Genomic DNA, 25,119 nt, shown 5'->3' with positions numbered 1-25,119 from the left:
CGAAGAATTATCGTACATTTGCAACTCGAAAAAGAATATGGTATGTTGACTAAAGTAATAGAACAGGCAAAAATCGACCACTTTACCAAGTGGTTTGAGCGCGCTGACAAAATAGTAATCGTTTCTCATGTGTCGCCCGACGGCGATGCTATCGGCTCTTCACTGGGGCTTTATCACTTCCTGGATTCACAGGAGAAGACAGTAAATGTAATTGTTCCTAACGCTTTCCCCGATTTCCTCCGCTGGATGCCGGGCAGCAAGGATATCCTTTTGTATGACCGCTATAAGGACTTTGCGGACAAATTGATTGCCGAAGCTGATGTGATTTGCTGTCTGGACTTTAATGCCTTAAAGCGTATTGATGAGATGGCGGATGCCGTGGCAGCTTCTCCGGCACGCAAAGTGATGATCGACCATCATCTTTATCCCGAAGAATTCTGTAAGATTACCATGTCTTATCCTAAGATATCTTCCACTTCAGAATTGATATTTCGTCTGATTTGCCGTATGGGGTACTTTAGTGATATCTCAAAGGAAGGAGCAGAATGTATCTATACCGGTATGATGACGGATACAGGTGGCTTTACCTACAATTCCAACAATCGCGAGATTTATTTTATCATCAGCGAACTCCTTTCCAAAGGGATTGATAAAGATGATATCTACCGTAAAGTATACAATACATATTCAGAGAGCCGCCTGCGTCTGATGGGGTATGTGTTGTCAAATATGGTGGTTTACTCAGATTACAATGCCGCATTGATATCGCTGACAAAGGAAGAACAAAGTAAGTTTGACTATATAAAAGGTGACAGCGAAGGGTTTGTGAATATTCCCCTTACCATTAAGAACGTATGTTTCTCCTGTTTCTTGCGGGAAGATACGGAAAAGCCGATGATTAAGATTTCGCTCCGTTCGGTCGGTACTTTCCCATGCAATCAGCTTGCAGCTGAATTCTTTAACGGAGGCGGTCATCTGAATGCTTCGGGCGGTGAATTTTTCGGAACGATAGAGGAGGCGAAAGCCGTTTTCGAACAGGCACTGGAGAAATATAAACCTTTGTTGACAGCCAAAAGCTAAGAATGGAAGGTTAAAAGTAGACAGAGAAAGGTTAAAAGTTACCAACTTTCAACTTTCCCCTTTCATCTTTCAATGAATTTGAGATACATTTGTGCAGAATATAGCTAAATAACAGATAATGAAGAAACTTGTATTTTTATTTCTCTCTTTGTTGGCAGCCGGAGGTATATTCCAGGCGTGCGACGATTCAAAGACTTATGCTGAAATGTTGGAGGACGAAAAGAATGCGGTGAATAAATTTATCAAAGATAAAGGAATCCGGATCATTTCACAGGACGAATTTGAGAAGAATGATACTGTCACCAATTTGGAACGGAATGAATACGTTGCCCTCTCCGATGGTGTATATATGCAGATTGTAGATCGTGGAAGTGCTGAGAACAAAACGGATACTTTCGCTAACAACAATGAAATCTGCGTCCGTTATATCGAAGAAGATATAATGACACGCGACACTACCTGTTTCAATGTTTTCCTCGAAGAGTGGGGAGATGCAAATCAGCTTTACACGAATCCTGCTGTATTCCGTTATGTAGCCGAAGGCAGCTATGTGTACGGTACTTTCATACAAATGGACTATTATTGGGCAAGTTATTATCAATCAACAGCAGTACCTGCAGGCTGGCTGCTTGCACTACCTTTTGTGCGCAACTATGCCCATGTACGTTTGATCGTTCCTTCCAAGGTAGGACATTCATCAGCACAACAATACGTCAATCCATACTATTATGATATTTGGACATTCAGCAAAGCACTGAATTAACCCCCATATAAATCTTAGTTAAAAGACCTATGACTCTAATCAAATCTATCTCTGGAATCCGCGGAACTATTGGCGGAGGAGCGGGTGAGGGACTAAATCCGCTTGACATTGTAAAATTCACCTCGGCTTATGCTACTTTGATTCGTAAGACCTGTAAGGCACAAAGCAACAAAATTGTAGTGGGACGCGACGCCCGCATCTCAGGTGAAATGGTAAAAAACGTAGTTGTCGGCACACTGATGGGAATGGGCTGGGATGTTGTAGACATCGATCTGGCTTCTACCCCGACTACCGAGCTGGCTGTGACGATGGAAGGCGCCTGTGGCGGTATCATCCTGACAGCTTCTCACAACCCCAAACAGTGGAACGCACTGAAACTACTCAATGAACATGGAGAATTCCTGAATGCGGAAGAAGGCAATGAAGTACTTCGTATTGCTGAGGCTGAGGAATTCGACTATGCCGATGTAGACCACTTGGGCTCTTATCGCAAAGACCTGACTTACAATCAAAAACATATCGACAGCGTACTGGCTCTCGACCTGGTAGATGTGGAAGCTATCAAGAAAGCGAATTTCCGTGTAGCTATCGACTGTGTAAACTCTGTAGGAGGTATTATCCTTCCGGAACTCCTGGAACGTCTGGGTGTGAAACATGTAGAGAAACTCTATTGTGAACCTACCGGAAACTTCCAGCATAACCCCGAACCACTTGAAAAAAACCTGGGTGACATCATGAACCTGATGAAAGGTGGAAAAGCGGATGTTGCATTCGTTGTAGACCCGGATGTTGACCGTCTGGCTATGATCTGCGAGAACGGTGTCATGTACGGTGAAGAATATACATTGGTTACTGTAGCCGATTATGTATTGAAGCATACTCCGGGCAATACGGTTTCTAATCTGAGCTCTACCCGTGCTTTGCGTGATGTAACCCGCAAATACGGTATGGAATATAGCGCCTCTGCTGTAGGAGAAGTAAATGTAGTCACCAAGATGAAAGCAACGAATGCTGTCATTGGCGGTGAAGGAAACGGTGGAGTGATCTATCCTGCCAGCCATTACGGACGTGACGCCTTGGTAGGTATCGCTTTATTCCTCAGCCATCTGGCTCACGAAGGAAAGAAGGTGAGCGAGCTTCGTGCTACTTATCCTCCTTATTTCATTGCCAAGAACCGGGTAGACCTGACACCGGAAATCGATGTGGATGCTATCCTGGCTAAAGTAAAGGAAATCTATAAGAACGAGGAAATCAATGACATCGACGGTGTGAAGATTGACTTCGCTGATAAGTGGGTGCACCTGCGCAAGAGCAATACGGAACCGATTATTCGTGTGTACAGCGAGGCTTCGACCATGGAAGCTGCTGAAGAGATCGGTCAGAAAATTATGGATGTAATCAATGAACTAGCCAAGTAACAGCAATCAACTAGCTTTGAGCATAATAAGAGAGGGAGGACTAATAAATGAGTCCTCCCTTTTTTCATACCTTTCTGAGATACCTATTTGTTAATGTGAGGTTTGTAACCGCTGAAGGCGAAAAAAACTTTTGGTAATTTGCTACCGAAAATATACCTTTGTGCATATTATTATCTGATTACTTTCCAAAATGCTATGAGAATACGCCTGATTCTAGTTTTTATCACATTGATTTGTCCATTGATTAGCATAGCTGACAATGTAAAGGATGCCTATCTTTTCCAAAAGGTAGACTATCAGCAGGGATTGTCCAATAGCGCCGTACTTTGTCTTTTTCAGGATAATGAGGGATTGATGTGGTTTGGTACCTATGATGGGGTAAACTGTTACGATGGGAAAAGTATGGAAGTGTTTCGTTCCGACTTTTCGGAACAAAAGACGCTGAGCAATAACATTATTCATTCTATTCAGCAGGCAGACAGCAGTTGCTTGTGGATAACTACACATTTGGGAGCCAATCGTTTTTCGAAGGATTCACGGCAGGTAATCTGCAATTACGAATTTGACACTGATTTCGTGATTCATTCCAACCATGCAGGTAATACATGGGCGTTGAGTTATGACTGGATTGCCTATTACAATACCCACCATCGCCGTTTTGTGCGGATTCCGATGCCCGATATTAAAATGCTGAAAGTAGATGTTCGCGCGTTTGTTACCGACGAAGGTGAATTATACCTTTTCCCTTATGAAAGCGGTGACCTGTATCGTTTCTCTTTAAACTCTTTCGATCAGGATACCTTGTCTACTCGTCTCACTACTACTCCCTCACATTTTCACTCCAAGCAGATACAGTATGTCTGCTATCAGAATGGTGTATTCTGTTTCTATGATTCGGATTATGATCTTTTTGTGTATGATATATCAAGAAAGTCTAAGATTTACATCCGTAACATTGGTGAGATGGTTCATAAATATGGGCAAATAACGGGAATCGTACCTTTCTATGAGGATATTGTTATCGCATTCCAGACGAATGGTCTGATTCGCTTGCGTCTTTCTCAAAAGTATGCAGAGGAGATTATCGATCAGAATATGCGTATCTATGGTATTTATAATGACTCCCGGCAAGGGGTACTGTGGGTAGGAACCGACGGGCAAGGAGCCATTATGTATTCCAAGAAGTATTCTATTGCCACTAATCTGATGTTAAACAGCTTCTCTCCCAATTTGACCCGTCAGGTAAGATCGATAATGACCGATAAATACGGGGGACTTTGGTTTGGAACAAAGGGAGACGGATTGCTGCATGTGAAAAACTATCGGGATGGGGTAAAAGATTCCAACACAGAGGTTTACTCATTGGATAAAAAGCAGAATGCGATGTCGTATGTCAAGCAGAACAGGGAATTTCAGGTATATTCCATGTTGGAGAGCCGCTATAGGAATGGATTCTGGGTTGGAACCGGCTCTTCGGGCTTATGCTATTATTCTTTTGATAATGGAAAGTTGCATGAACTTTCAAATAGGGAAACAGGAACTGGAGGAGAAGTGGCAGAAGTGCATTCCATCTTTGAGGAAAGCGACAGTGTCCTTTATCTGGCGACTTCGGGTAAAGGTTTTTATAAAGTAATAGTAGATAACAGTAAGCAGGACGTTCAAATCAAATCGTGGAAGAATTATCGTTTTTACCATGAGCAACAAGAGCTTAACCTTTTTTATAGTATGGTGCCACAAGGAGATTCCCTGTTGTGGCTGGGAAGCAGGCAAAAGGGATTGATACGTTTTGACCGGAAAACGGAAGAGTATCAGATCTATTCCCTGAATGAGATTCTGCATAAATCTGTAGACGATATTCTCTGTTTGCACTGGCATGGAGAGCAATTGTATGTGGGCACTACCTCCGGCTTGGTGTGCGTTACTTTTAAAGAACGCAAACTGGAAGCGGATTATATCGGTCGTGAACAAGGGTTGCTTAATGATATGATTCATAGTATTCTGGAAGATGCCAACGGGCTGCTGTGGCTGGGGACGAATCGCGGACTGATCAAATTCAATCCGGAAAATTCATTTTCTCATGCCTATTATTACAGTGGAGGCATTCAGATAGGAGAGTTTAGCGATGATGCATATTACCGTTGTCCATATACTGGTTGTCTTTTCTTCGGAGGAATCGACGGATTGCTCTACCTTGATAAGAAGGTGTCGGCAGCACCGGAATATTATCCGGAAATATTATTGCGTAAGCTGATCATAGAAAAGACATTTGTCAATTTGCAAGACCATTATTTGCCGGACAGGAAAGGGCTGCGGATGCAGGGAGCCAATCTTTCGTTTTCTTTATTCTTTGTAGTACCTGATTATGCCAGTGGTGGCGATGTGGAATACTCGTATATGCTCGAAGGTTATGATAAGGACTGGGGAGCTTTCAGCAGTGTGAATGAAGCATCCTATTTCAGCGTCCCGTCCGGAGATTATCTGTTTAAGGTTCGCTATAAGAAAGATGTGTTTGCTACGGAATACAAGACCTTCACGATTCCCGTGCACATTCTGCCCCCTTGGTATCGCACAGTGTATGCGTACATTATTTATATACTATTGGGTATCGTATTGGCAATGTATGTGATTCATCTTTTCCGCAAGTATTTTCGTCATGAACGGATGATGAAGAAACTACTGGAGTCGGAAAATCGAAATATATCTCTGGCGGCGGATAGTTATCAGGCGCGTGAGGTGCTCAATACTTGTACTCTCATTTATCAGGCTTGTGATCAGCTAAACGACAAGAATATCTCCTCTGAAGGACATGCAGAGAAAATAGGTCAGATTCGTGAATCTGTGATGTCCTTGCTCTTTGGGTGTGGGTTGGGTGATGAATGTTTTCGTTTGTTGTCGTCGCTGCATTTTTCGGTTTCGGGGCGTTTGTCTCTTTTGAAGTTGGCGGAAGAGGTGCTTCAAGTACTTGAAAAAGAAGGCCATGATGTCTCTTCGATACAGTTAGACATTCCGGAAAATTTCACTTATCCCGCCTATAAAAATGCGTTACGTTGTATCCTTTATTTCAGTTACCTTTATATTTCCAGTTGTAAGACAGAGAAGGTATCAGTGACGGTGACAGAAGAAGCAGGTTGTATGATGCTGACATTTGTTTCTCCGGATGAAACAGTGAAAGGATTGAATGATGTATTGTCCGGAGAAGAACTCTTGTCTATCAGGGCGAAAGATTCGGATGATATGTTCAGGATACGGACCATGCAACGTTTCGTGTTTTCTGCATTGAAGCAGCAGAATAGTGTGATGCGCTATATAACCCCTGTAGGGCAGGATAATCAGTTGACTATCACATTCGATCCGGTTGTTGTGGCAGAGCAGAATGAAGTGAGAAAAACTGTTTTGTTGTTGGAAGACAGGGAAGAGATCGTCTGGTTGATCAGTGCGTTACTTTCCGATGAGTATGAAGTCCGTTCAGTGCGGAGTGTGCAGTTGGCATTTGACGAGATGCATAAGTCCGCACCGACTTTATTTCTGGTGGATATGCTTATGTATGCCGATGCGGAAAGTACTTTTATAAAGTATGTCAATAAGAATCGTTCCATGTTGTCGAAGACAGCGTTTATTCCGATGTTGACATGGAAAGTCAGTGCGTCTATGCAGCGGGAGTTGATTCTATGGGCAGATTCTTATATTGTTCTTCCTTATGATATACCATTCTTGAAAGAAACGATTCATAAAGTGATTTATGGCAAGCGGGAAGCCAGACAGATTTATATGGAAGACCTGGAAGGCTGGGCAGATTCTATTGTTTGTACCACTACGGAGCAGGCGGATTTTGTCAGGAAGTTCTTGCAGGTCGTGGAGCAGAATCTGGATCGTGAAGATTTGGGCTCCACGTTTGTGGCAGAACAAATGTTGATGAGTTCCCGTCAGTTCTACCGGAAGTTTAAGGAGATTTCGGGTATGTCACCCAGCGATTTGATTAAAGATTACCGGATGGAGAAGGCCGCCCGTTTGTTGCAGAACGAGGAACTGTCTATTCAGGATGTAATTTCCGATGTGGGCATATCCAGTCGTGCTTACTTCTACAAAGAGTTTACTCGTAAGTTTGGCGTAACTCCTAAGGTATATAGAGAGAAGCTTTTAGGGAATGACACTCATAAAAATCAGGAGTGAACGAACAGTCAGGAAGCGGTCTGGTATTAGTTGCCAAGAAACAAATTTCCATGCTGATCTGTGCTGCTTTTTAAGGTTGGTCTCCTTTGTACTCTCTTTTGTTTTCCATTGTTTATTATTCTGAGATATAGGGTGTTATCCAGTACTCTATTTTACCATCTGTACTTTAAACAGACATTTTTTCTCTTCTCTGTTTTTTGGCGCACAGGAGTATCCCGTTTCTTTGGTTATTCCTTTAATTTGCGTCAACGTATTAAACGTATTTGGTAACCTTATTATTATTAATTAAAAACAAGTAGTATGAATTTGTTTGAAATGAAAAAACATCGCATCAGGTCATTATGGCTACTGCTATTGTTACTTACGTGTAGTGTAACAGTATGGGCGCAAGGAAGCTCCGTCACAGGCCGTGTCTCTGATGAAAAAGGAGAACTGCTCATAGGGGTGAGTGTTCAGGAAAAAGGTACAACGAATGGTACCATTACCGATATGAACGGTCAGTATACCTTGAAGCTTTCAACAGGGAATCCTATTCTGCTCATATCTTATATAGGATATAAGCCGCAAGAGGTAAAGGTAGCAAAGCAAAAAATCGTAGATGTCGTTTTGGGGGAAGATGTGTCGTCACTGGATGAAGTGGTAGTAGTGGGTTACGGCAATCAGCGTAAAGTATCCGTGGTAGGCGCTCAGTCTACGATGGATGTGAAAGACATTAAGATGCCTGCTGCAAGTCTGTCTTCTGCTATTTCCGGACGCATTGCCGGGGTGGTTGCCGTTCAGCGTAGCGGCGAACCCGGTCACGATGAATCGGATATCTGGATTCGTGGTTTATCTTCCTTGCTCGGACAGAGTTCCAGTCCTCTTGTACTCGTTGATGGGGTGGAACGTAGTTTCAACAATATCGACCCTGAAGATATCGAATCGTTTACAGTGCTGAAAGATGCTTCCGCAACTGCAGTATATGGTGTACGTGGTGCCAACGGAGTCGTAATCGTGAAAACCAAACCCGGTAAAGTAGGCAAACCGCAGTTTAGTGTGGACTATTACGAAAGTTTTACCCGCCTGACCAAGAAAGTAGATATGGCAGATGCTTACACTTACATGGATGCACGCAACGAGGCGCAGATGAATACAAGCGGTACACTTAAATACTCGGCTGCTTATATCGAAGCGACAAAGAAGGCCAACGGTTTATTGCCGAATGACAATCCCCGATTGTATAATCCTTACCTGTATCCGGCCATCGACTGGGCTGATAACCTGTTCAATGACTGGGGACACAACCGTCGCGGGAATATTAATATCCGTGGTGGTGTACCTAATGCAAACTATTATGCCTCATTGAGTTACTACGGAGAAACCGGTATGACCCGCAACTTCAAGCTGGAGAACTACAATACTCAGATGAAGTATGACCGTTATAACTTTACCTCCAACCTGAATCTGAAGCCGACTTCCAAGACGACGGTTGATCTGGGTTTTTCCGGTTATCTGGGACAGGGACATTATCCGCAGAGCAGCACCAGTTCACTGTATGCAGCCTGTATGGATGTGAATCCGGTTATTTATCCTTTGTTGCTGCCTAATGGTACCGTGTCCGGTATTAACTCACAGCAAAAGTTCAACCCTTACGGTCTGCTGGCTCGCGGAGGTTATTATGATGAATTTTCCAGCCAGTTAAATTCTAATATCCGCGTGAAGCAGGACTTGGATTTCTGGAAGTGGAGCAAAGGACTTTCCGTTTCTGCCATGGTGGCTTTCGATACTTACAATTCACGTAAGAGAAAATATAACCGGAACGAACCGATGTACACCTTTGCCGGTAAAACGGACGAAAACGGAATCTGGATAGAAGACACCTTGTTTGATGAAGAAACAGGCGATTACCTCTACTCGGTGCTGAAAGAAGCAGACGGTAGCCTGTCACTTCAGACACCGGAGCAATGGAGCAGCCGCACGGTGTATACAGAAGCATCCTTGAACTATGATCGTAGTTTCGGTGCTCATCGGGTAGGAGGTCTGTTGCTTTACAATCAGAAAGTATATTGGGATTTGAATGCGACGGATGTCATTGGCGGTATGCCTTACAAGCAACGCGGTTTTGCCGGACGTGCTACTTATTCATGGAACGACCGTTACTTCGCAGAATTCAATCTCGGTATCAATGGTTCGGAGAACTTCAGTCCGGGCAAGCGTTATGGTGTTTTCCCTGCTTTTGGTCTGGGATGGGCAGTCTCCAATGAATCTTTCTGGAATCCGGTTCGCAAATACATTTCCTTCCTCAAATTCCGCTATACGGACGGATGGGTCGGCAGTGATACCGCAACAGGCAGACGCTTCATGTATCAGGGGGTGTTCACCGGTCTGACAGGAACCATGTTCGGAACCAATTATACAAGTGCCAACGGGTATGGAGAAGAAAAGTACGGTGTAAATGTCACTTGGTCTAAATCCAGAAAGCAAGATTTGGGTATCGATATCAAGTTTCTGAATGATAATCTGTCCTTTGTAGTCGACTTTTTCAAGGAACGTCGCGACAACATCTTCCTGCAACGCAGTACAATCCCCAGCTACGCAGGATGGATCGAAAACCCTTATGCTAATCTGGGTGTCGTAGAAAACAAAGGTATAGAGCTGGCGATGGACTATACACAACGGCTGGGTAAGAAGACATTCCTTACGGTACGTGGCAATCTGACTTTCAATAAAGACAAGATTATAGAGAATGACGAACCGCCGGTAGACTATCCTTGGATGGAGACACGCGGTACGAATGTAAATGCGACTTGGGGATTCATAGCCGATGGGCTCTTTACCAGTCAGGCGGAGATTGAAGACCATGCTACCCAGTTCGGAACAGTACATGTAGGCGATATCAAATACCGTGACTTGAACGGAGACGGTGTGATCGACAACTATGACAAGACCGTCATCGGACGCGGTGATGTCCCTAGAATCTATTACGGATTCGGTGCCGACCTACAGATCGGAGACTTTTCTATCAGTGCCCTGTTTCAGGGAACCGGACAGGCTGACCGCTATCTGGACGGCATTTGTATCAAGCCTTTCTGGGATGACGAAGGCCGTGACAATGTCTTTGCCAACATCCACGACCGCTGGAGTCCCGACGATCCGACCAATCAGGATGTGTTCTATCCACGCATGTATGTCGGCAGTGACGCCAACACGAACAATGTTCAGAAAAGTTCGTGGTGGGTGAAAGACGTCAGCTTCCTGCGTCTGAAACAACTGAACATATCCTATAATATACCGAAAAAACTGCTGGACAGATGTTTCCTCAAAAGTGCAAGCGTCTACCTTATGGGTACGAATCTGCTTACCTTCTCTAATTTCAAGCTGTGGGACCCGGAACTGAATACGAGCAACGGAACAGCTTATCCGAATGTATCCAGCTATTCGGTCGGAGTCAAGTTTAGTTTTTAACCCTAAAGTCAAATAATCGTTATGAAGAATAGAATAAAACAATACCTGTTGGCTGCATCGATGTGTGTCGGACTGACTGCTTGCAGTGATTTCTTTGAACCGATTCCCGGTGTGCAGTTTGGACTGGACGAAACGTTTGCCTCCAAGCAAAGGACGGAAGAATATCTGAACAATGTATACAGCTACGTGCGTGAAGTGACAGATGCCATTCATCCGAACACCTACGGAGGTATCTTTACAGAAGCATCGTTGGACGGAGCAAACCGCTGGAACAAAACGTATGCGGAATGGACCAACGGTTCCTTTAACTCCGCTTCTGCACAGGCAAGTGAGTACTTCTCAAAGTACTATCAGGCAATAGCTAAAGCAAGTACGTTCATCCAGAACGTAGATAAATGTACAGAAGCCGCCGCCTCTACACGTGGAAAGTGGAAATCGGAAGCACGTGCATTGCGGGCATACTATTATTTTGAATTGCTGCGCCTTTACGGTCCCATTCCGTTGATTGGCGAAGATCCCATTCCTTTGGACGCTTCCTTGGAAGAACTGATTAAAGAACGTAATTCAGTAGACGAATGCGTAAACTTCATCGCTACGGAATTGCAGAGCGCCATTGATTCCGGCGATTTGCTCCAGAGAGCCGGGAAGGCAAACCTGGGACGTATGGATGTCGCCACTTGTATGGCACTCAAGGCAAAGCTGTACCTCTATTGGGCAAGTCCGCTTTTCAACGGAAATACGGATCAGGCATCAGTCAAGAATAAAGACGGCAAACAACTTTTCCCTCAGACTGAAGATAACTCCAAATGGGCTCAGGCACGTGATGCGTATGAACGGTTTATGACCTTCGCAACCGGACAGGGATATAAGCTGACCGAGGTCTATACGAATGGAAAACTAGACCCTTATGCTTCGTGCAGGGCTGCGGGCGAGTTTTTCACCACAACCTGGGAAGCTGTTGATGAACTGATTTTTGTGAAGCTGAGAGATTTGTACGACTATACCTACTGGGTATGTCCTAAGTTTACCGACTTCCAGGATACCGACGTGACTGGCGGCGGTGGCTATTATACAACCCAGGAAACGGTAGACCTGTTCTTTACGAAAGACGGACTGACCATCGAAGAAGACCCCGGCTATGACAAATTCGAGGGTATACCGGGCGCCAACAACTTCACATCCGGAAGATATTATGACCCCAACAACCCTTCCCGTCTTTACTTTGACGCCGATAAGTCCAAAGTGCTGAAACAGTGGAAAGACCGTGAACCGCGCTTTTATGTGAATATTACCTATAGCGGCTCTATCTGGCTGAACGAAGGTAAGTACAATGAGGAAATGCGCACAGACTTCACCAACGGTGCAAACGGAACCTGCGGCAAGTCCAAAGCCTCCGGCGACTGTCCGGATTCGGGATACTTGATCCGTCGGGGTGCGAAAGCTTCTAACAACAACGGCTCGAAACACTTCTCTCCGGTACTTCGGCTGGCAGATATGTATTTGGGATATGCTGAGGCGCTTTGTATGTGCAGCGATCTCGACAATGCCCTGACTTATCTGAATAAAATCCGTGTCCGTGCAGGCATTCCCGAATATACGTTTACCGCAACAGCCGGCAAGATAACCTGTCCAAAGACACAGACCGATCTGCTGAACCGTATCCGCCGCGAACGTCTGGTTGAACTTGTCTTCGAATGGAACCGCTATTTCGATGTGCGTCGCTGGAAAGTGGCGGAAGGACAGAATGATCCCGAACATTGGATCTATCCGGCATATCACACCGGAGGCGAAGGAGGCAAAGTATACGGTATGAATATGGATAAGGATTATCCGGCATTCTTCGAAAGGACCTCTTTTGAGACTCGTGTAGCATTTACGAAAAAGCAATATTTCATGCCGATACCTTATGATGACCTCCGTCGTATCCCGTCGCTGGTACAAAACTTAGGATGGTAATACAATATTCGAACAATAACGCTTAAACAAGAAGATTATGAAACATTGGAAAGATATAGCTTTCGGGTTGTTTGTCTCGCTGACGCTGGCTGCCTGCTACGGTGAGGAAGACAGCTTTGCAACTCCTGACATCTATAAAGATTATCAGCCTGTACTGAAAGACGGGAATACCGTAGCCGGATATGCGACTGCCCCTCTCAAAGAGGCGAAATATGATGAGGTGCTGAATGAACTTTACCTCACGTGGGACGGCAGTAACTCCGGCTGGGAAAAGAGAGACGAATATGTGGGAGTGGAAGTAGAATTCAACTCCCTGCTCTCAGGCAAAAAGATAAAGCGCGTCATGATACCGAATGTCGGTGATTTTGGCAACCTGACTGTGAAAAGGCGGGATTATGGCAACGAGCCGACCACTCTGCGTCTGAGTAAATATCGTACAGTAGTGGTTACAGACCGTTACGGTGTAGAGGAACTTCGTTTCCGTTCTATCTACAAAGATGCCGACGGTGCCCGGCAGACAAGTGACTGGACGAATCTGAGCGATCAGGCGGATAAGTATGAACTTCAAGTGGATATGAACTATGCTGTCTGGCAGTATTTTAAAACCAGCCAGGCGACACAAGTTCAGATTTCCTTTGAGAGTGATTCGGAGATACGTCCCGTTTCTGCATTGTATAATCTGATAGGTAACGGAGATGAGGCTGCTACTCAGGAAGAGTTCCGGAAATGGTATTATATGGATTGTGCGGCTATGTCATTCGATCCCTATAATCTGGCTTTTGACCCTTACAGCAAACTGCGTGTCTTTATCAAGAAAGACCAGACCGGAGGAGCGTATGCGATAGATTACCCCACCCATAACGAAGGAAGAGGCATTGTTTATCCGGCTTCGGAAAGCAATCCGAACGATGCGTGGTGGAAATTGCCGGACATGCAGCATGTGTTTATGCACGAGATGGGACACTGCGTGCAGTGGATGCCCAAACAAGGAAAATATATCATGGACGGTGTGCAGGATTGTGACCGACAGGGGTATCAGGAAGGATGGCCGGACGCTGTGAAAGTAGCGAGCAAAGGATATATTCTGGCTACGCAAAAAGAAGAGTATCAGGCCGCTATCGCCAAGTCTTACCGGAATCCGCAGAGTGATAAATACTTTGTCTGGCAGGTTGACTATAATACTTCCGGTGCTTTTATGAGCTGGCTGCGTCTCTATAATGGCGACTTCGTACGTATGTTGCCATGGACGGTGCTGATGGACGAACTGACCAACCAGTGGAGCCTGGAGGATGCGGTGAAGTATATCCTGAAGGAGAGCTACCCGGACCTTACGATGGAAGAACTCTGGAACGAATACAAGACAGAGGTGGAAGTGTTCCTGCAAAATAACTAATAGAGCAACCTTTAAAAAACAACTATGATGAAGAAAGTATTATTTGCATTAGCTGTGCTGTGCACGAGCTTCTGGAGTTGCAATACCTTAGACTTGAATGACGTGGGCTACGGAGATGGTGACCGTCTGAAGGCTTCCTCCGTTAAAGAAATATTGTATGGCACAGCCGATGGCTGTTGGAAAGCTGACTATCAGGGGCACGAGTTTTACTTCCAGTTTCATGAAGATGGAACAGTGACATTGGATTCGGACTTTCTGGAGATGGCTGTAGAAGGAAAAACATCATTCTCTGCCAAAGGCAAGGAAGTGGCACTGGATATTGAGAATTGCGATGTGCATCTGCAAAATCTGGGAAGTGAATTTGCAGATACCAAGTTTGTCGTATCAGAGATTCCGGCAGAAGGAGAGGCGCCGCAGCTGAACTTATACGGTGAATCTACCGGCAATACCATTGAACTGCAGCCGACTACACAGGCATACATCGATGGTAAAGTTGCTTCAAAAGCGGACTTTACCGAACTCTTTGAGAAAAATTTATTGGATAATCAGTCCATCTGTGACGCTTCCGGCAATTTTATCGGTTATTATGGCTTGGTACTAAATGGTGTCAATGATCTTTCTGTCAAGATAATAACGATTGAAAACAAGGATGGAAGCGATGCGAACGGTCATACGCAATATTATGAATCTAAACTGACGAAAGAAGGGCAAATCTTCAAACTGGACACGCCGGTAGAACAGATTAAATCGGTGAACGGAGCCACTTATGCCTTCAAAGCCATTGATTGCACCGGTGATGCGGTGGCGGTAGACGGTATGTCAAATGTAACCCTGACCTCCAACAAGGGAGCGGTCAATGACTTCGACTATGTGACTTCCGGAGGAAAATTCACACTCGGAAAAGCGCAGGATCACGGTGCCGCTTGCGATGAAATATGGGCGGGAACAGGCGGACAGGCTACAAGCTCCGGCGGAACAATTGCCGATATAAATGCCATGAGTTATGACTACGGATGGAGTGGAAGTCCAAAACAAAGACCGCTCGTTATCTGGACATGGTGGTTTGCAAACCTCGCTTTCCCGAGCAGTGAAGAAGGAGTAAGCATCCTGATGAATAATTCCGATAAAGACCGTGTCCTATTTAAGAACATATCCGGCAGCGGACAGACCTGTGGCGGCGGTACTCTTAATGCGACGGAAGTGGCCGAGATAAATGCCTACTGTAAAGACCTGATAGATACTTGGTTCAATGAGAAAGGGCTTTTTGTTGTTCGTCACGACCGTCAGAGTGCAGGAGATAAATTCTACATCTATCTTTTGTGTCCCGATACGGAAGCTACTTCGAAAGGTGGAATGTGGATGAAGTATCAGAGAGACTGAGAATGAATGTGAATAAGATAGTATAAGCTAATGATACTAATGTACTTAATTAATAATTAATAAATAAATAGATGATGAAAAGACTGTTTTTACAGATGATCCTGGGTATAACTTCGGTGTTATGCCTGAATGCTCAAACCAAGTCGTTGCACCAGCTGCAACAGGAATTCGTTGATTTACGCTGTGGTATGTTCATTCATTTCAACATGCCGACCTTCTTTAATGAGGACTGGCCGGACCCGGATGCTGCTCCCGAGCTTTTCAACCCTGTCAGGATGGACTGCAAACAATGGGCAAAAGCGGCAAAATCAGCCAACATGACCTACGGATGTCTGACAACGAAACATCATAGCGGTTTCTGTATATGGGATACTAAAACGACCGATTATAGTGTAATGAGCAGCCCGTTCAAACGTGACGTGGTAAAAGAATATGCCGACGCATTCCGTGCCGAAGGGATGAAAGTGATGCTCTATTATTCGATCCTCGATACGCATGCCCGGCTGCGTCCCAAGTGTATAACTCCGCAGCATATCGAAATGATCAAGGAGCAACTTCGCGAACTGTTGACCAACTATGGTGAAATAACAGCTTTGATCATTGACGGTTGGGATGCCCCGTGGTCACGTATCTCTTACGATGACGTACCTTTTGAAGATATTTATCGTCTGGTCAAATCAATCCAGCCCAACTGTCTGGTGATGGATTTGAATGCAGCGAAATATCCTGCCGAGGCTTTGTTTTACACGGACATCAAGTCTTACGAACAAGGAGCCGGACAGCATATCTCGAAAGATACCAACCGTCTGCCTGCCTTGTCTTGCCTGCCGTTACAGCAGAACTGGTTCTGGAAAGAAAGTTTCCCGACTACCCCTGTGAAGTCTCCGGCACAAATGGTCAATGATAATATCATCCCGATGGGCAAATCCTACTGTAACTTTATCCTGAACGTAGCTCCCAACAGAGACGGCTTGATGGATGCCAACGCCTTGAAAGCTCTGAAGGAAATAGGTAAACTGTGGAAGAACGACGGTCGTGTAGCAACGGTTCCCGAAGCGGATGCTCCTATTATATCTTCCAACATTGCCAAATATCAGCCTGCCGAAGGTACATGGAGCAGTGACTATGCTATCATGGACTTTGCCAATGACGATGATTTCGGGACCTGCTGGAATTCTAATCCTGAAGTGAAAGTGCCCTGGTATTCGGTTACTTTTGAGCGCGAGAAATCTTTCAATATGGTGGTTATTACGGATCGTAACAATGACCGTTTGCAGGAATACCGTCTGGAATACCGTGCGGGTGGTACATGGAAACCCCTTTACGAAGGTAAGGCTCCTACCGGTCTGCGTGTGAAAATCCACCGTTTCGATACGGTTTGGGGAGATGCGGTACGAATGACTGCCTTAAACTCTAATGGTACTACCTCCATTGCAGAGTTCGGGGTATATTGTGAGAGAAGATGATGAATTTATCTTAGAGTTAAATCATTGATTTTATATAGAATCACCATCAGGTAAAGTCGTGTTTTTTGATGGTGATTCTATTTCATCCAACTCTTTATCGTACGTCCGTACTTCCCTTTTTGTGGGAATTGCGTGTAGAATAATATTTGGATTTAGGCCAAACATTTGTATCAGCTTTCTAATGGTCTATCCGATGGCTTTTGTTACTTTTCTTACTTATTAATGTCTCATTTATATTATATTTAGTATATTTGTTCCCGCTTTATCTAATAAGACATGAACAATAACACTTGCTATTAATATAATGAGAAGATGTCTGATATTATGCCTTTTTACATTTATTGGTTCGTTGGTCTGTTGGGCTGATGCGGGTAAAGATGCTTATCTTTTTCGGAAAGTCGATTATCAACAAGGGCTTTCTAATAGTGCTGTGCTTTGCCTCTATCAGGATAAAGCAGGGCTGATGTGGTTTGGCACTTATGATGGCGTGAATTGTTATGATGGGAAAGGTATCGAGGTCTTTCGTTCTGATTTCTCAATGAAAAAGACGTTGAGTAACAATGTCATTCATTCTATTCAGCAGGCAGATAGTAGTTGTTTGTGGATTACTACACATTTGGGAGTTAATCGTTTTTCGCAAGATTCGCGTCAGGTAGTGGGATATTATGATTTTACAGGTGATTATTATCTGCATTCCAATCCGAAAGGAGATACTTGGGTAGTAAGCGATGAAGGAATCTTTTATTATAATACTTATCATAAAAAGTTTGTCCATCTCAAAAATATAGAGACTCCTGTCGAGAATATGGATCAGCGTGCTTTTGTCACGGATGATGGTGTCTTATGGACTTTTCCACGGAATACAGGTAGTCTGATTCAATGTTCATTAGATGGCTTTGACCGGGATACATTGTCTGTCCATCCTACTGTTTCATCTTCTGATTTTCATGCAAAACCTATCGATAATGTATTTTATCAGAATGGCATTCTCTGTTTTGTGGATGCAGAGCGGGATCTTTATGTATATGATATTTCCAGAAGGTCTAAAATCTATATTCGTAACCTTTCTTCGTTGGTGCAACGATATGGGAAAGTTGTGGGAATTGTTCCTTTTTATGAAGACATTATAATTGCTTTTCAAACCAATGGTTTAGTACGTTTGCGCACCTCGAAAAAATATGAAGAAGAAGTGGTGGACCGTAATGTACGTATATATGATATTTTCCGCGATCCTCATCAGAATATTCTTTGGGTAGCTTCTGATGGGCAGGGAGCTGTCATGTACGCTAAGAAGTACTCGATAGCCACTAATCTGATGCTTAGCAAACTATCATCCAATCTAAGTCGGCAGGTACGTTCTGTCATGACAGATAAATATGGCGGATTATGGTTTGGCACGAAAGGAGATGGACTTTTGCATGTACATGACTATGAAGGTGGTATGGATGCTTCTGCTACTACAGTTTACTCTCCAGTAGGCAGGCAGGATGCCTCATCTTATACCCGTTGGAATAGAGAGTTTCAAGCATACTCATTAAAACAAAGCCGTTATATGGATGGCTTTTGGGTAGGATCGGGTAATCCCGGACTGTTTTACTATTCTTTTGCAGATAAAGCCCTGCATTGTGTTGAGGATAAGTCTGCAGATCCTGTTATCGAAATACATGATATCTATGAAGAGAATGACAGCGTACTCTATGCGGTTACGGCTGGGGTCGGATTTCGTAAATTGATATTGGAGAGGAAACAAGGGGAAATTCACCTCAAATCGCAAAAGCGTTATCATTTCTTTTATGAACAAAAAGAGATAACCATGTTTTATCCTATGTTAGCTGAAGGAGATTCCATTCTTTGGTTGGGAAGCCGGGAAAAAGGGTTAATTCGATTTGATAAACAGACAGAAGAATATAAAGTCATTTCTTTGAAAGAAATATTGCATAAATCTGTTGATGATGTACTTAGCCTGCATCGTGCTAAAGATGGTAGGATGTATGTAGGAACAACATCGGGACTAGTGTGTTTGACCTTTAATAAGGAACAAATCAGTGCCTCCTATATCGGTAGAGAACAAGGGTTGCTTAATGATATGATTCATGGCATATTGGAGGATGCAAATGGTTTTTTATGGCTTGGCACTAATCGTGGACTTATTAAATATAATCCCAAAAACACTTCTTCGCATGCTTATTATTATGCCGCCGGTGTGCAGGTGGGCGAGTTTAGTGATGATGCCTATTATCAATGTTCTTATACCGGACGTCTTTTCTTTGGAGGCATTGACGGTTTGCTTTATCTGGATAAGGAAGTGGCGACAGCTCCGGAATTCTATCCGAACATATTATTGCGTAAGCTAATGATTGGACGTAAAGAGGTTAATCTGGGGGATTATTATACCGATGGTGGCAAAGCGTTAAGTTTTAAAGGAGCGAAGGCTTCTTTTTCCCTTTCTTTTGTTGTTCCAGACTTTCTTACTGGAGGGGATGTGGAGTACTCCTATATGCTGGACGGATTTGATAAAGACTGGACCTCGTTTAGTAGTATAAATGAAGCATCGTATCTAGAAATACCTTCGGGTAGCTATGTTTTAAAGGTCCGTTATAAGAAAGATGTATTTAATACGGAATATAAGGTATTTTCTATCCCTTTGTACATTCTTCCACCTTGGTATCTTTCTACGGTAGCCTATGTCATTTACTTGCTGTTTTTCATATTAATAGCCGGTTATCTGATTCATTTATTAAGAAAATATTTTCTCCAGAAGCGTATGATGCAACGGCTGTTGACAGCAGAAAGCAATGAAGCTCTACCGGAGTCCGCCAGTCTTAATCGTGAGTTACTGAATCGTTTTACGTCCATTTATCGCTCTTGTGATCAGTTGCGTGCGGAAAATCTCCCTTATGAACAGCGTCTCAGAATTATGGAGCAGGTACACGAGACGGTTATTGCAACTCTTTTCCGTCCGGGAACTTTGGCTGTAGAGGAACTTAAGTCATTTTTCCCTACGGAATATGCGATTACTGGTTGTATGTGCATGAAAGAGCTCTCTATAGAAGTCTTGCATGTGTTGGAAGGACAGGGCGTTGATATATCTTCTGTAAAACTTGCTATACCAGAACACTTTGTTTATCCTGTTTATAAGAATGCTTTACGCTGTATGCTCTATTGGTGTTACCTTTATATTGGCGGAGTAAAACATAAGTCGGATATTGTAGTGGATGTAAAGGAAGAGGAAGGACGGATGTTACTGCAGTTCTCTGCTGTAGATGATACTCTGAAGGGATTATATAAGCAACTTTCCGGTTCGGAAGAAGAGGGAAGAAGAGATAGTAAGGAAACAGAAGAGGCGATAACTACCCGCCAATTACTGTTTTCTGTGCAAGCGGCTTTGAGACAGCTAAATGTTACGCTTCACTATGCCGACAGAGAAAAGGATCATTTATTGACGTTAGCCTTTGAACCGGCTATCATCAAGGAGACTGAAGAGCATGGGAAGAAAACGGTTCTTCTGCTGGAGGATAGGGATGAAATGGTATGGCTGATAAGTGATCTCTTAGCAGATGAATTTGTTGTTTGTCCGGTGAAAAGTGTACAACTTGCATTTGAAGAAATACGTAGATCAGCTCCTGCTTTGTTACTAGTTGATATGTTGATGTATGCAAAAGCAGAGAGTGACTTCCTGGAATATGTGAATAAGAATCGTACTCAACTTTCGAAAACGGCATTTATTCCAATGTTAAGTTGGAAAGTAAGTTCGTCCATTCAGCGTGAATTGATTATGTGGGCTGATTCATATATTGTACTTCCTTATGATATTATATTTTTGAAAGAAGCCGTCAATAAAGCTATTTACGGTACTCGAGAGGCAAAGCAGATTTATATGGAAGAGCTTGGTGACTGGGCCGGACGCATTGTTTGTACTACAGAAGAACAGGCGGACTTTATCCGGAAACTGTTGCAAGTGATAGAACAAAATCTTGATCAGGAAGAATTGGGATCAACCTTAATTGCCGACCGCATGGCGATGAGTCCGCGTCAATTCTATCGCAAGTTTAAAGAAATATCCAATGCGGCTCCCAGTGACCTGATAAAGAGTTATCGGATGGAGAAGGCTGCACGATTGTTGCAGAATGAAGAACTTTCTATTCAGGATGTTATCGCTGAAGTTGGTATTTCCAGCCGTTCCTATTTTTATAAAGAGTTTACCCGCCGATTCGGAATGACGCCGAAAGATTATCGGGAGCAACTCCGATAATGCCATCCCCCACTATCTTATTCTTTACTAATTGAGTTTTTGGATGTATTACCCGAATCCTTAGATCAGTAGTTCCGGATAATTAACTCTTTCGAGGCCCTTATTTATTCGTTTCACTATAGTTGGGCGCAAGAGGAACTATAGTGCTTCTTGCGTCCAACTATAGTGGAACGAAAGGGAAACTACAGTAGAACGAATGAATTTGGACTGATAAGAAATTAGTTTTTCAAAGTCTTTCGGTTAATGATTCGGGATTCCTTCATTCCTTCTGTTCTTTGGTCGTTTGGGGTGACAGATATATTTGAATTCATGTCTGTATAGATTTTATTTATTACTACTTACGAATAAACTTTTTAATAAAAGTGATGAAAAGGCGGCTATTATAACTTGATACAATGTGCGCAAACTTGTGCTCTGTTTGTGCGCAAATGAATGCTATGTGTTGATATATAGATGTTTATAATGTGCTTTATTTCTCCTTTCTGTTCTATTAATGAGCATTTTTATTTTGACATAATTTTGTCACTTCTGCGGAATATTCTTAATATTAAAAGTTTTTAATTTGCCTCCGCTTATAAGAATTATATAGGCGATTGATAACCTTAGTATTAATTAAAAAAAAACAAAGTAACATGAATTTGTTTGAAATGGAAAAACATCACACAAAGACATTGTGGCTATTGGCATTACTGCTAACATTTAGTACAGTAGTGTGGGCACAAGGTACTCCTGTAACAGGGCGTGTGTCTGATGAAAAAGGCGAATTGCTCATTGGAGTGAGCGTTCAGGAAAAAGGTACTACGAATGGTACCATAACAGACACCAATGGTCAGTATAATCTGAAACTGACGAGTAACAATCCCATTCTTATCGTATCCTATATAGGATATAAATCACAAGAGGTAAAAGTAGGCAAACAGAAAGTGCTGGACGTAATTCTTGCAGAAGATGTATCGTCACTGGACGAAGTGGTAGTTGTGGCTTACGGACATCAACGTAAAGTATCGGTAGTAGGTGCGCAGTCATCTATGAAAATAGAAGATATAAAGATGCCGACGGCTAATTTATCTTCTGCTATTGCTGGACGTTTGCCGGGTGTAGTAGCTGTGCAACGTTCAGGAGAACCGGGGCATGATGATTCCGATCTTTGGATCCGTGGTATTTCTACACTGGCGGGTCAGAACTCTAAACCACTGGTATTGGTGGATGGTGTGGAACGTAGTTTCAATAATATCGACCCTGAAGACATTGAGTCGTTTACGGTGCTGAAAGATGCTTCTGCCACAGCTGTATATGGAGTACGCGGTGCTAATGGTGTAATTCTGATTAAAACCAAACCGGGTAAGGTGGGCAAGCCGCAATTCTCAGTAGACTACTATGAAGGTTTTGTGACATTGACAAAGAAACCTGAAATGGCGGATGCCTTTACGTATATGGATGCTGCCAATGAAGCGTATATGGATACTAGAGGCAGTATGTTATATTCTCCTCAATATATTGAGGCTACGAAGAAAGCCCATGGATTACTACCGAATGATAATCCACTGATGTTCAACCCTTATTTGTATCCGAACGTTGATTGGATGAACGAATTATTCAATGACTGGGGACATAATCGTCGTGTAAATGTAAGTGTGCGTGGTGGTGTACCTAATGCCACTTACTACGTTTCATTGAGTTATTATAATGAAAAAGGTCTGACACGTACCGCTGAAATGGAGAACTATGATGCTAACATCCGTTACGACCGCTACAATTATACCGCTAATTTGAACTTGAAGCCAACAGAAACGACTACTATTGATTTGGGCTTCAATGGTTTCCTTTCTATGGGTAACTATCCGCAGCAATCTACCAGTGACTTGTTTGCGTCAGCTATGGAGATTAATCCGGTCTATTTGCCGTTAATGATGCCTGATGGTTCTGTACCAGGTATCTCTACCAATGGTGACCTCCGTAACCCGTATGCCGATTTGACTCGTCGTGGTTACAAAAATGAAGCAAGAAATCAGTTGAACTCCAACATTCGTTTGACGCAAGACCTTGGTTTCTGGAAGTGGAGTAAAGGGCTTACCGCCTCTGCCATGTTGGCTTTCGACGTGCATAACAGTCGTGACCTGAAGTATAACAAGCGTGAAGATACTTACAATTTTGCCGGAACTAAAGACGAAAACGGATTGTGGAATGATGATGTATTTGATGCAGATGGCAATTATCGGTATGCACTGACCTATACAGGACATAAAGATCTTGCATTTGACCAGGGCGCTTCCGACTCTAGAAGTACTTACTTTGAAGCTTCTTTAAATTACGACCGTTCGTTCGGTTTGCATCGGATAGGTGGTCTTTTGCTTTATAACCAAAAGATTTACCGTTCGAGTTCTGATAATCTGATCGGTTCTTTGCCCTATAAGCAACAAGGCTTGGCCGCCCGTGCTACTTACTCATGGAACGACCGTTATTTTTTCGAGGCAAACCTTGGGTATAATGGTTCCGAGAACTTCAGTCCAGAAAAACGTTTCGGTTTCTTCCCTGCATTTGGTCTTGGCTGGGCTATCTCTAATGAGGCTTGGTGGGAATCTTTGCAAGAAACTGTTTCTTACTTTAAAGTGCGTTATACAGATGGCTTAGTTGGTACGGATGCTGTAACAGGACGGCGTTTTATGTACCTAGACCAGATGGCGAGCGTAGATGGTTATCGTTTTGGCGACCAGAATAACGGTGTTGGTGGTTGGGGGTTCAGCAAGTACGGAGCCAATGTCGGTTGGTCTACTTCCCGCAAGCAAGACTTAGGTGTTGACTTAAAATTTTTCAAAGACAATCTTTCGCTGACATTAGATATCTTTAAAGAACATCGTAAAGACATCTTTATTACCCGACGCGTTATTCCTGATTATTCCGGGTTCGTAGAAATGCCTTATGCTAATTTGGGAGTGGTAGACAATAAGGGTTTTGAAGCTACATTGGAATATACACAGCAACTCGGTAAGAAATGTTTCCTGACTGTCCGTGGTAACTTCTCATGGAATGAAGATAAAATTATAGAGAACGATGATCCCCGGGTACAGTATCCGTGGATGGAAAAAAGAGGAACGAACGTGAACGGACGTTGGGGATGGATCGCCGAAGGGTTATTCACTAGTGAAGAAGAGATCATGGACCATGCCAAGCAGTTTGGTGAAGGGCATCCGGGACAGATTTCGAAAGTGGGTGATATCAAATATAAGGATTTAAATGGTGACGGAGTAATTGACGATTATGATAAATGTCTGATAGGTCAGGGTGACGTACCTAAGATTTATTATGGTTTCGGTGCAGATTTACAATTAGGTGATTTCTCTGTCGGTGCGCTCTTTGCCGGAAATGCCAAGGCAGACCGTTGTTTGGGAGGAAATGCCATGTATCCTTTTAATGATGGTTCAGGTATTACGAACTTGTTTGCAAACATTACTGACAGATGGTCTGCTGACAATCCGACTAATCAGGATGTATTCTATCCTCGTTTGCATCATGGAAACAATGCGAATCAAAATAATATGAAAACCAGCACATGGTGGCAGAAAGATGTCAGTTTCCTGCGTCTGAAACAGTTGACTATTGCTTACCAACTCCCGAAGAAGTTGATTAATCAAACATTCCTGAAGAGTGCGCGTATTTATGTGATGGGCACCAACTTATTGACATTCTCTAAGTTCAAATTATGGGATCCGGAGTTGAATACCAATAATGGTACTGCTTATCCTAATGTACGTACTTATTCAGTAGGTGTGAATGTAAGTTTTTAATAATAATCAGTT

General features: G+C 43.3%; 11 protein-coding genes. All 11 read left to right on the top strand.

All coding sequences use genetic code 11. The annotated features are described in order from the left end of the window. The first annotated feature begins 42 nt into the window (after positions 1 to 42). The gene (locus tag NBH01_RS19080) at positions 43 to 1,080 is read left to right on the top strand and encodes a DHH family phosphoesterase (protein ID WP_008760868.1); all 1,038 of its coding nucleotides are present in this window, start codon (positions 43 to 45) and stop codon (positions 1,078 to 1,080) included. A gap of 118 nt (positions 1,081 to 1,198) precedes the next feature. Continuing rightward, the gene (gene bamK, locus NBH01_RS19075; RefSeq protein WP_011109033.1) at positions 1,199 to 1,843 is read left to right on the top strand and encodes a BamK family beta-barrel-assembly machinery protein; all 645 of its coding nucleotides are present in this window, start codon (positions 1,199 to 1,201) and stop codon (positions 1,841 to 1,843) included. A gap of 29 nt (positions 1,844 to 1,872) precedes the next feature. Further along, positions 1,873 to 3,261, top strand: a complete 1,389-nt coding sequence (gene glmM, locus NBH01_RS19070) for a phosphoglucosamine mutase (protein ID WP_008760870.1) — start codon at positions 1,873 to 1,875, stop codon at positions 3,259 to 3,261. A 195-nt stretch (positions 3,262 to 3,456) separates the two neighbouring features. Next, the gene (locus NBH01_RS19065; RefSeq protein ID WP_215709570.1) at positions 3,457 to 7,431 is read left to right on the top strand and encodes a two-component regulator propeller domain-containing protein; all 3,975 of its coding nucleotides are present in this window, start codon (positions 3,457 to 3,459) and stop codon (positions 7,429 to 7,431) included. A gap of 300 nt (positions 7,432 to 7,731) precedes the next feature. Next, the gene (locus tag NBH01_RS19060; protein ID WP_250700225.1) at positions 7,732 to 10,875 is read left to right on the top strand and encodes a SusC/RagA family TonB-linked outer membrane protein; all 3,144 of its coding nucleotides are present in this window, start codon (positions 7,732 to 7,734) and stop codon (positions 10,873 to 10,875) included. A gap of 21 nt (positions 10,876 to 10,896) precedes the next feature. Beyond that, the gene (locus NBH01_RS19055; RefSeq protein ID WP_070102931.1) at positions 10,897 to 12,831 is read left to right on the top strand and encodes a RagB/SusD family nutrient uptake outer membrane protein; all 1,935 of its coding nucleotides are present in this window, start codon (positions 10,897 to 10,899) and stop codon (positions 12,829 to 12,831) included. A 37-nt stretch (positions 12,832 to 12,868) separates the two neighbouring features. Beyond that, a complete protein-coding gene (locus NBH01_RS19050) occupies positions 12,869 to 14,224 on the top strand; it encodes a basic secretory protein-like protein (protein WP_234141205.1) in 1,356 nt (451 codons plus the stop codon). A gap of 24 nt (positions 14,225 to 14,248) precedes the next feature. After that, positions 14,249 to 15,604 (top strand): hypothetical protein, encoded by a 1,356-nt coding sequence (locus NBH01_RS19045; RefSeq protein WP_225720733.1) that lies wholly within the window; start codon positions 14,249 to 14,251, stop codon positions 15,602 to 15,604. A gap of 74 nt (positions 15,605 to 15,678) precedes the next feature. Beyond that, positions 15,679 to 17,070: an alpha-L-fucosidase gene (locus NBH01_RS19040; protein ID WP_234141214.1), complete on the top strand. Its 1,392-nt coding sequence runs from the start codon at positions 15,679 to 15,681 to the stop codon at positions 17,068 to 17,070. Positions 17,071 to 17,374: 304 nt separating this feature from the next. After that, complete coding sequence (locus NBH01_RS19035) at positions 17,375 to 21,322, top strand: helix-turn-helix domain-containing protein (RefSeq protein WP_234141216.1); 3,948 nt, start codon at positions 17,375 to 17,377, stop codon at positions 21,320 to 21,322. A gap of 632 nt (positions 21,323 to 21,954) precedes the next feature. Beyond that, positions 21,955 to 25,107: a SusC/RagA family TonB-linked outer membrane protein gene (locus NBH01_RS19030; protein WP_008764197.1), complete on the top strand. Its 3,153-nt coding sequence runs from the start codon at positions 21,955 to 21,957 to the stop codon at positions 25,105 to 25,107. Positions 25,108 to 25,119 lie beyond the last annotated feature (12 nt).

It is taken from the genome of Bacteroides sp. B1-V-101 (genome assembly GCF_023656585.1).
Lineage (GTDB): Bacteria > Bacteroidota > Bacteroidia > Bacteroidales > Bacteroidaceae > Bacteroides > Bacteroides thetaiotaomicron.
Note: the sequence above shows the minus strand (reverse complement) of the source record. Positions and strands in the feature narration are given on the sequence as shown.

Excerpts from the sequence above, each read along its gene's own strand:
- NBH01_RS19040 (WP_234141214.1), top strand. The coding sequence starts at position 15,679 with ATGAAAAGACTGTTTTTACAGATGATCCTGGGTATAACTTCGGTGTTA.
- glmM (WP_008760870.1), top strand. The coding sequence starts at position 1,873 with ATGACTCTAATCAAATCTATCTCTGGAATCCGCGGAACTATTGGCGGA.
- NBH01_RS19030 (WP_008764197.1), top strand. The coding sequence starts at position 21,955 with ATGAATTTGTTTGAAATGGAAAAACATCACACAAAGACATTGTGGCTA.
- NBH01_RS19050 (WP_234141205.1), top strand. The coding sequence starts at position 12,869 with ATGAAACATTGGAAAGATATAGCTTTCGGGTTGTTTGTCTCGCTGACG.
- bamK (WP_011109033.1), top strand. The coding sequence starts at position 1,199 with ATGAAGAAACTTGTATTTTTATTTCTCTCTTTGTTGGCAGCCGGAGGT.
- NBH01_RS19055 (WP_070102931.1), top strand. The coding sequence starts at position 10,897 with ATGAAGAATAGAATAAAACAATACCTGTTGGCTGCATCGATGTGTGTC.
- NBH01_RS19045 (WP_225720733.1), top strand. The coding sequence starts at position 14,249 with ATGATGAAGAAAGTATTATTTGCATTAGCTGTGCTGTGCACGAGCTTC.
- NBH01_RS19060 (WP_250700225.1), top strand. The coding sequence starts at position 7,732 with ATGAATTTGTTTGAAATGAAAAAACATCGCATCAGGTCATTATGGCTA.
- NBH01_RS19035 (WP_234141216.1), top strand. The coding sequence starts at position 17,375 with ATGAGAAGATGTCTGATATTATGCCTTTTTACATTTATTGGTTCGTTG.
- NBH01_RS19080 (WP_008760868.1), top strand. The coding sequence starts at position 43 with ATGTTGACTAAAGTAATAGAACAGGCAAAAATCGACCACTTTACCAAG.
- NBH01_RS19065 (WP_215709570.1), top strand. The coding sequence starts at position 3,457 with ATGAGAATACGCCTGATTCTAGTTTTTATCACATTGATTTGTCCATTG.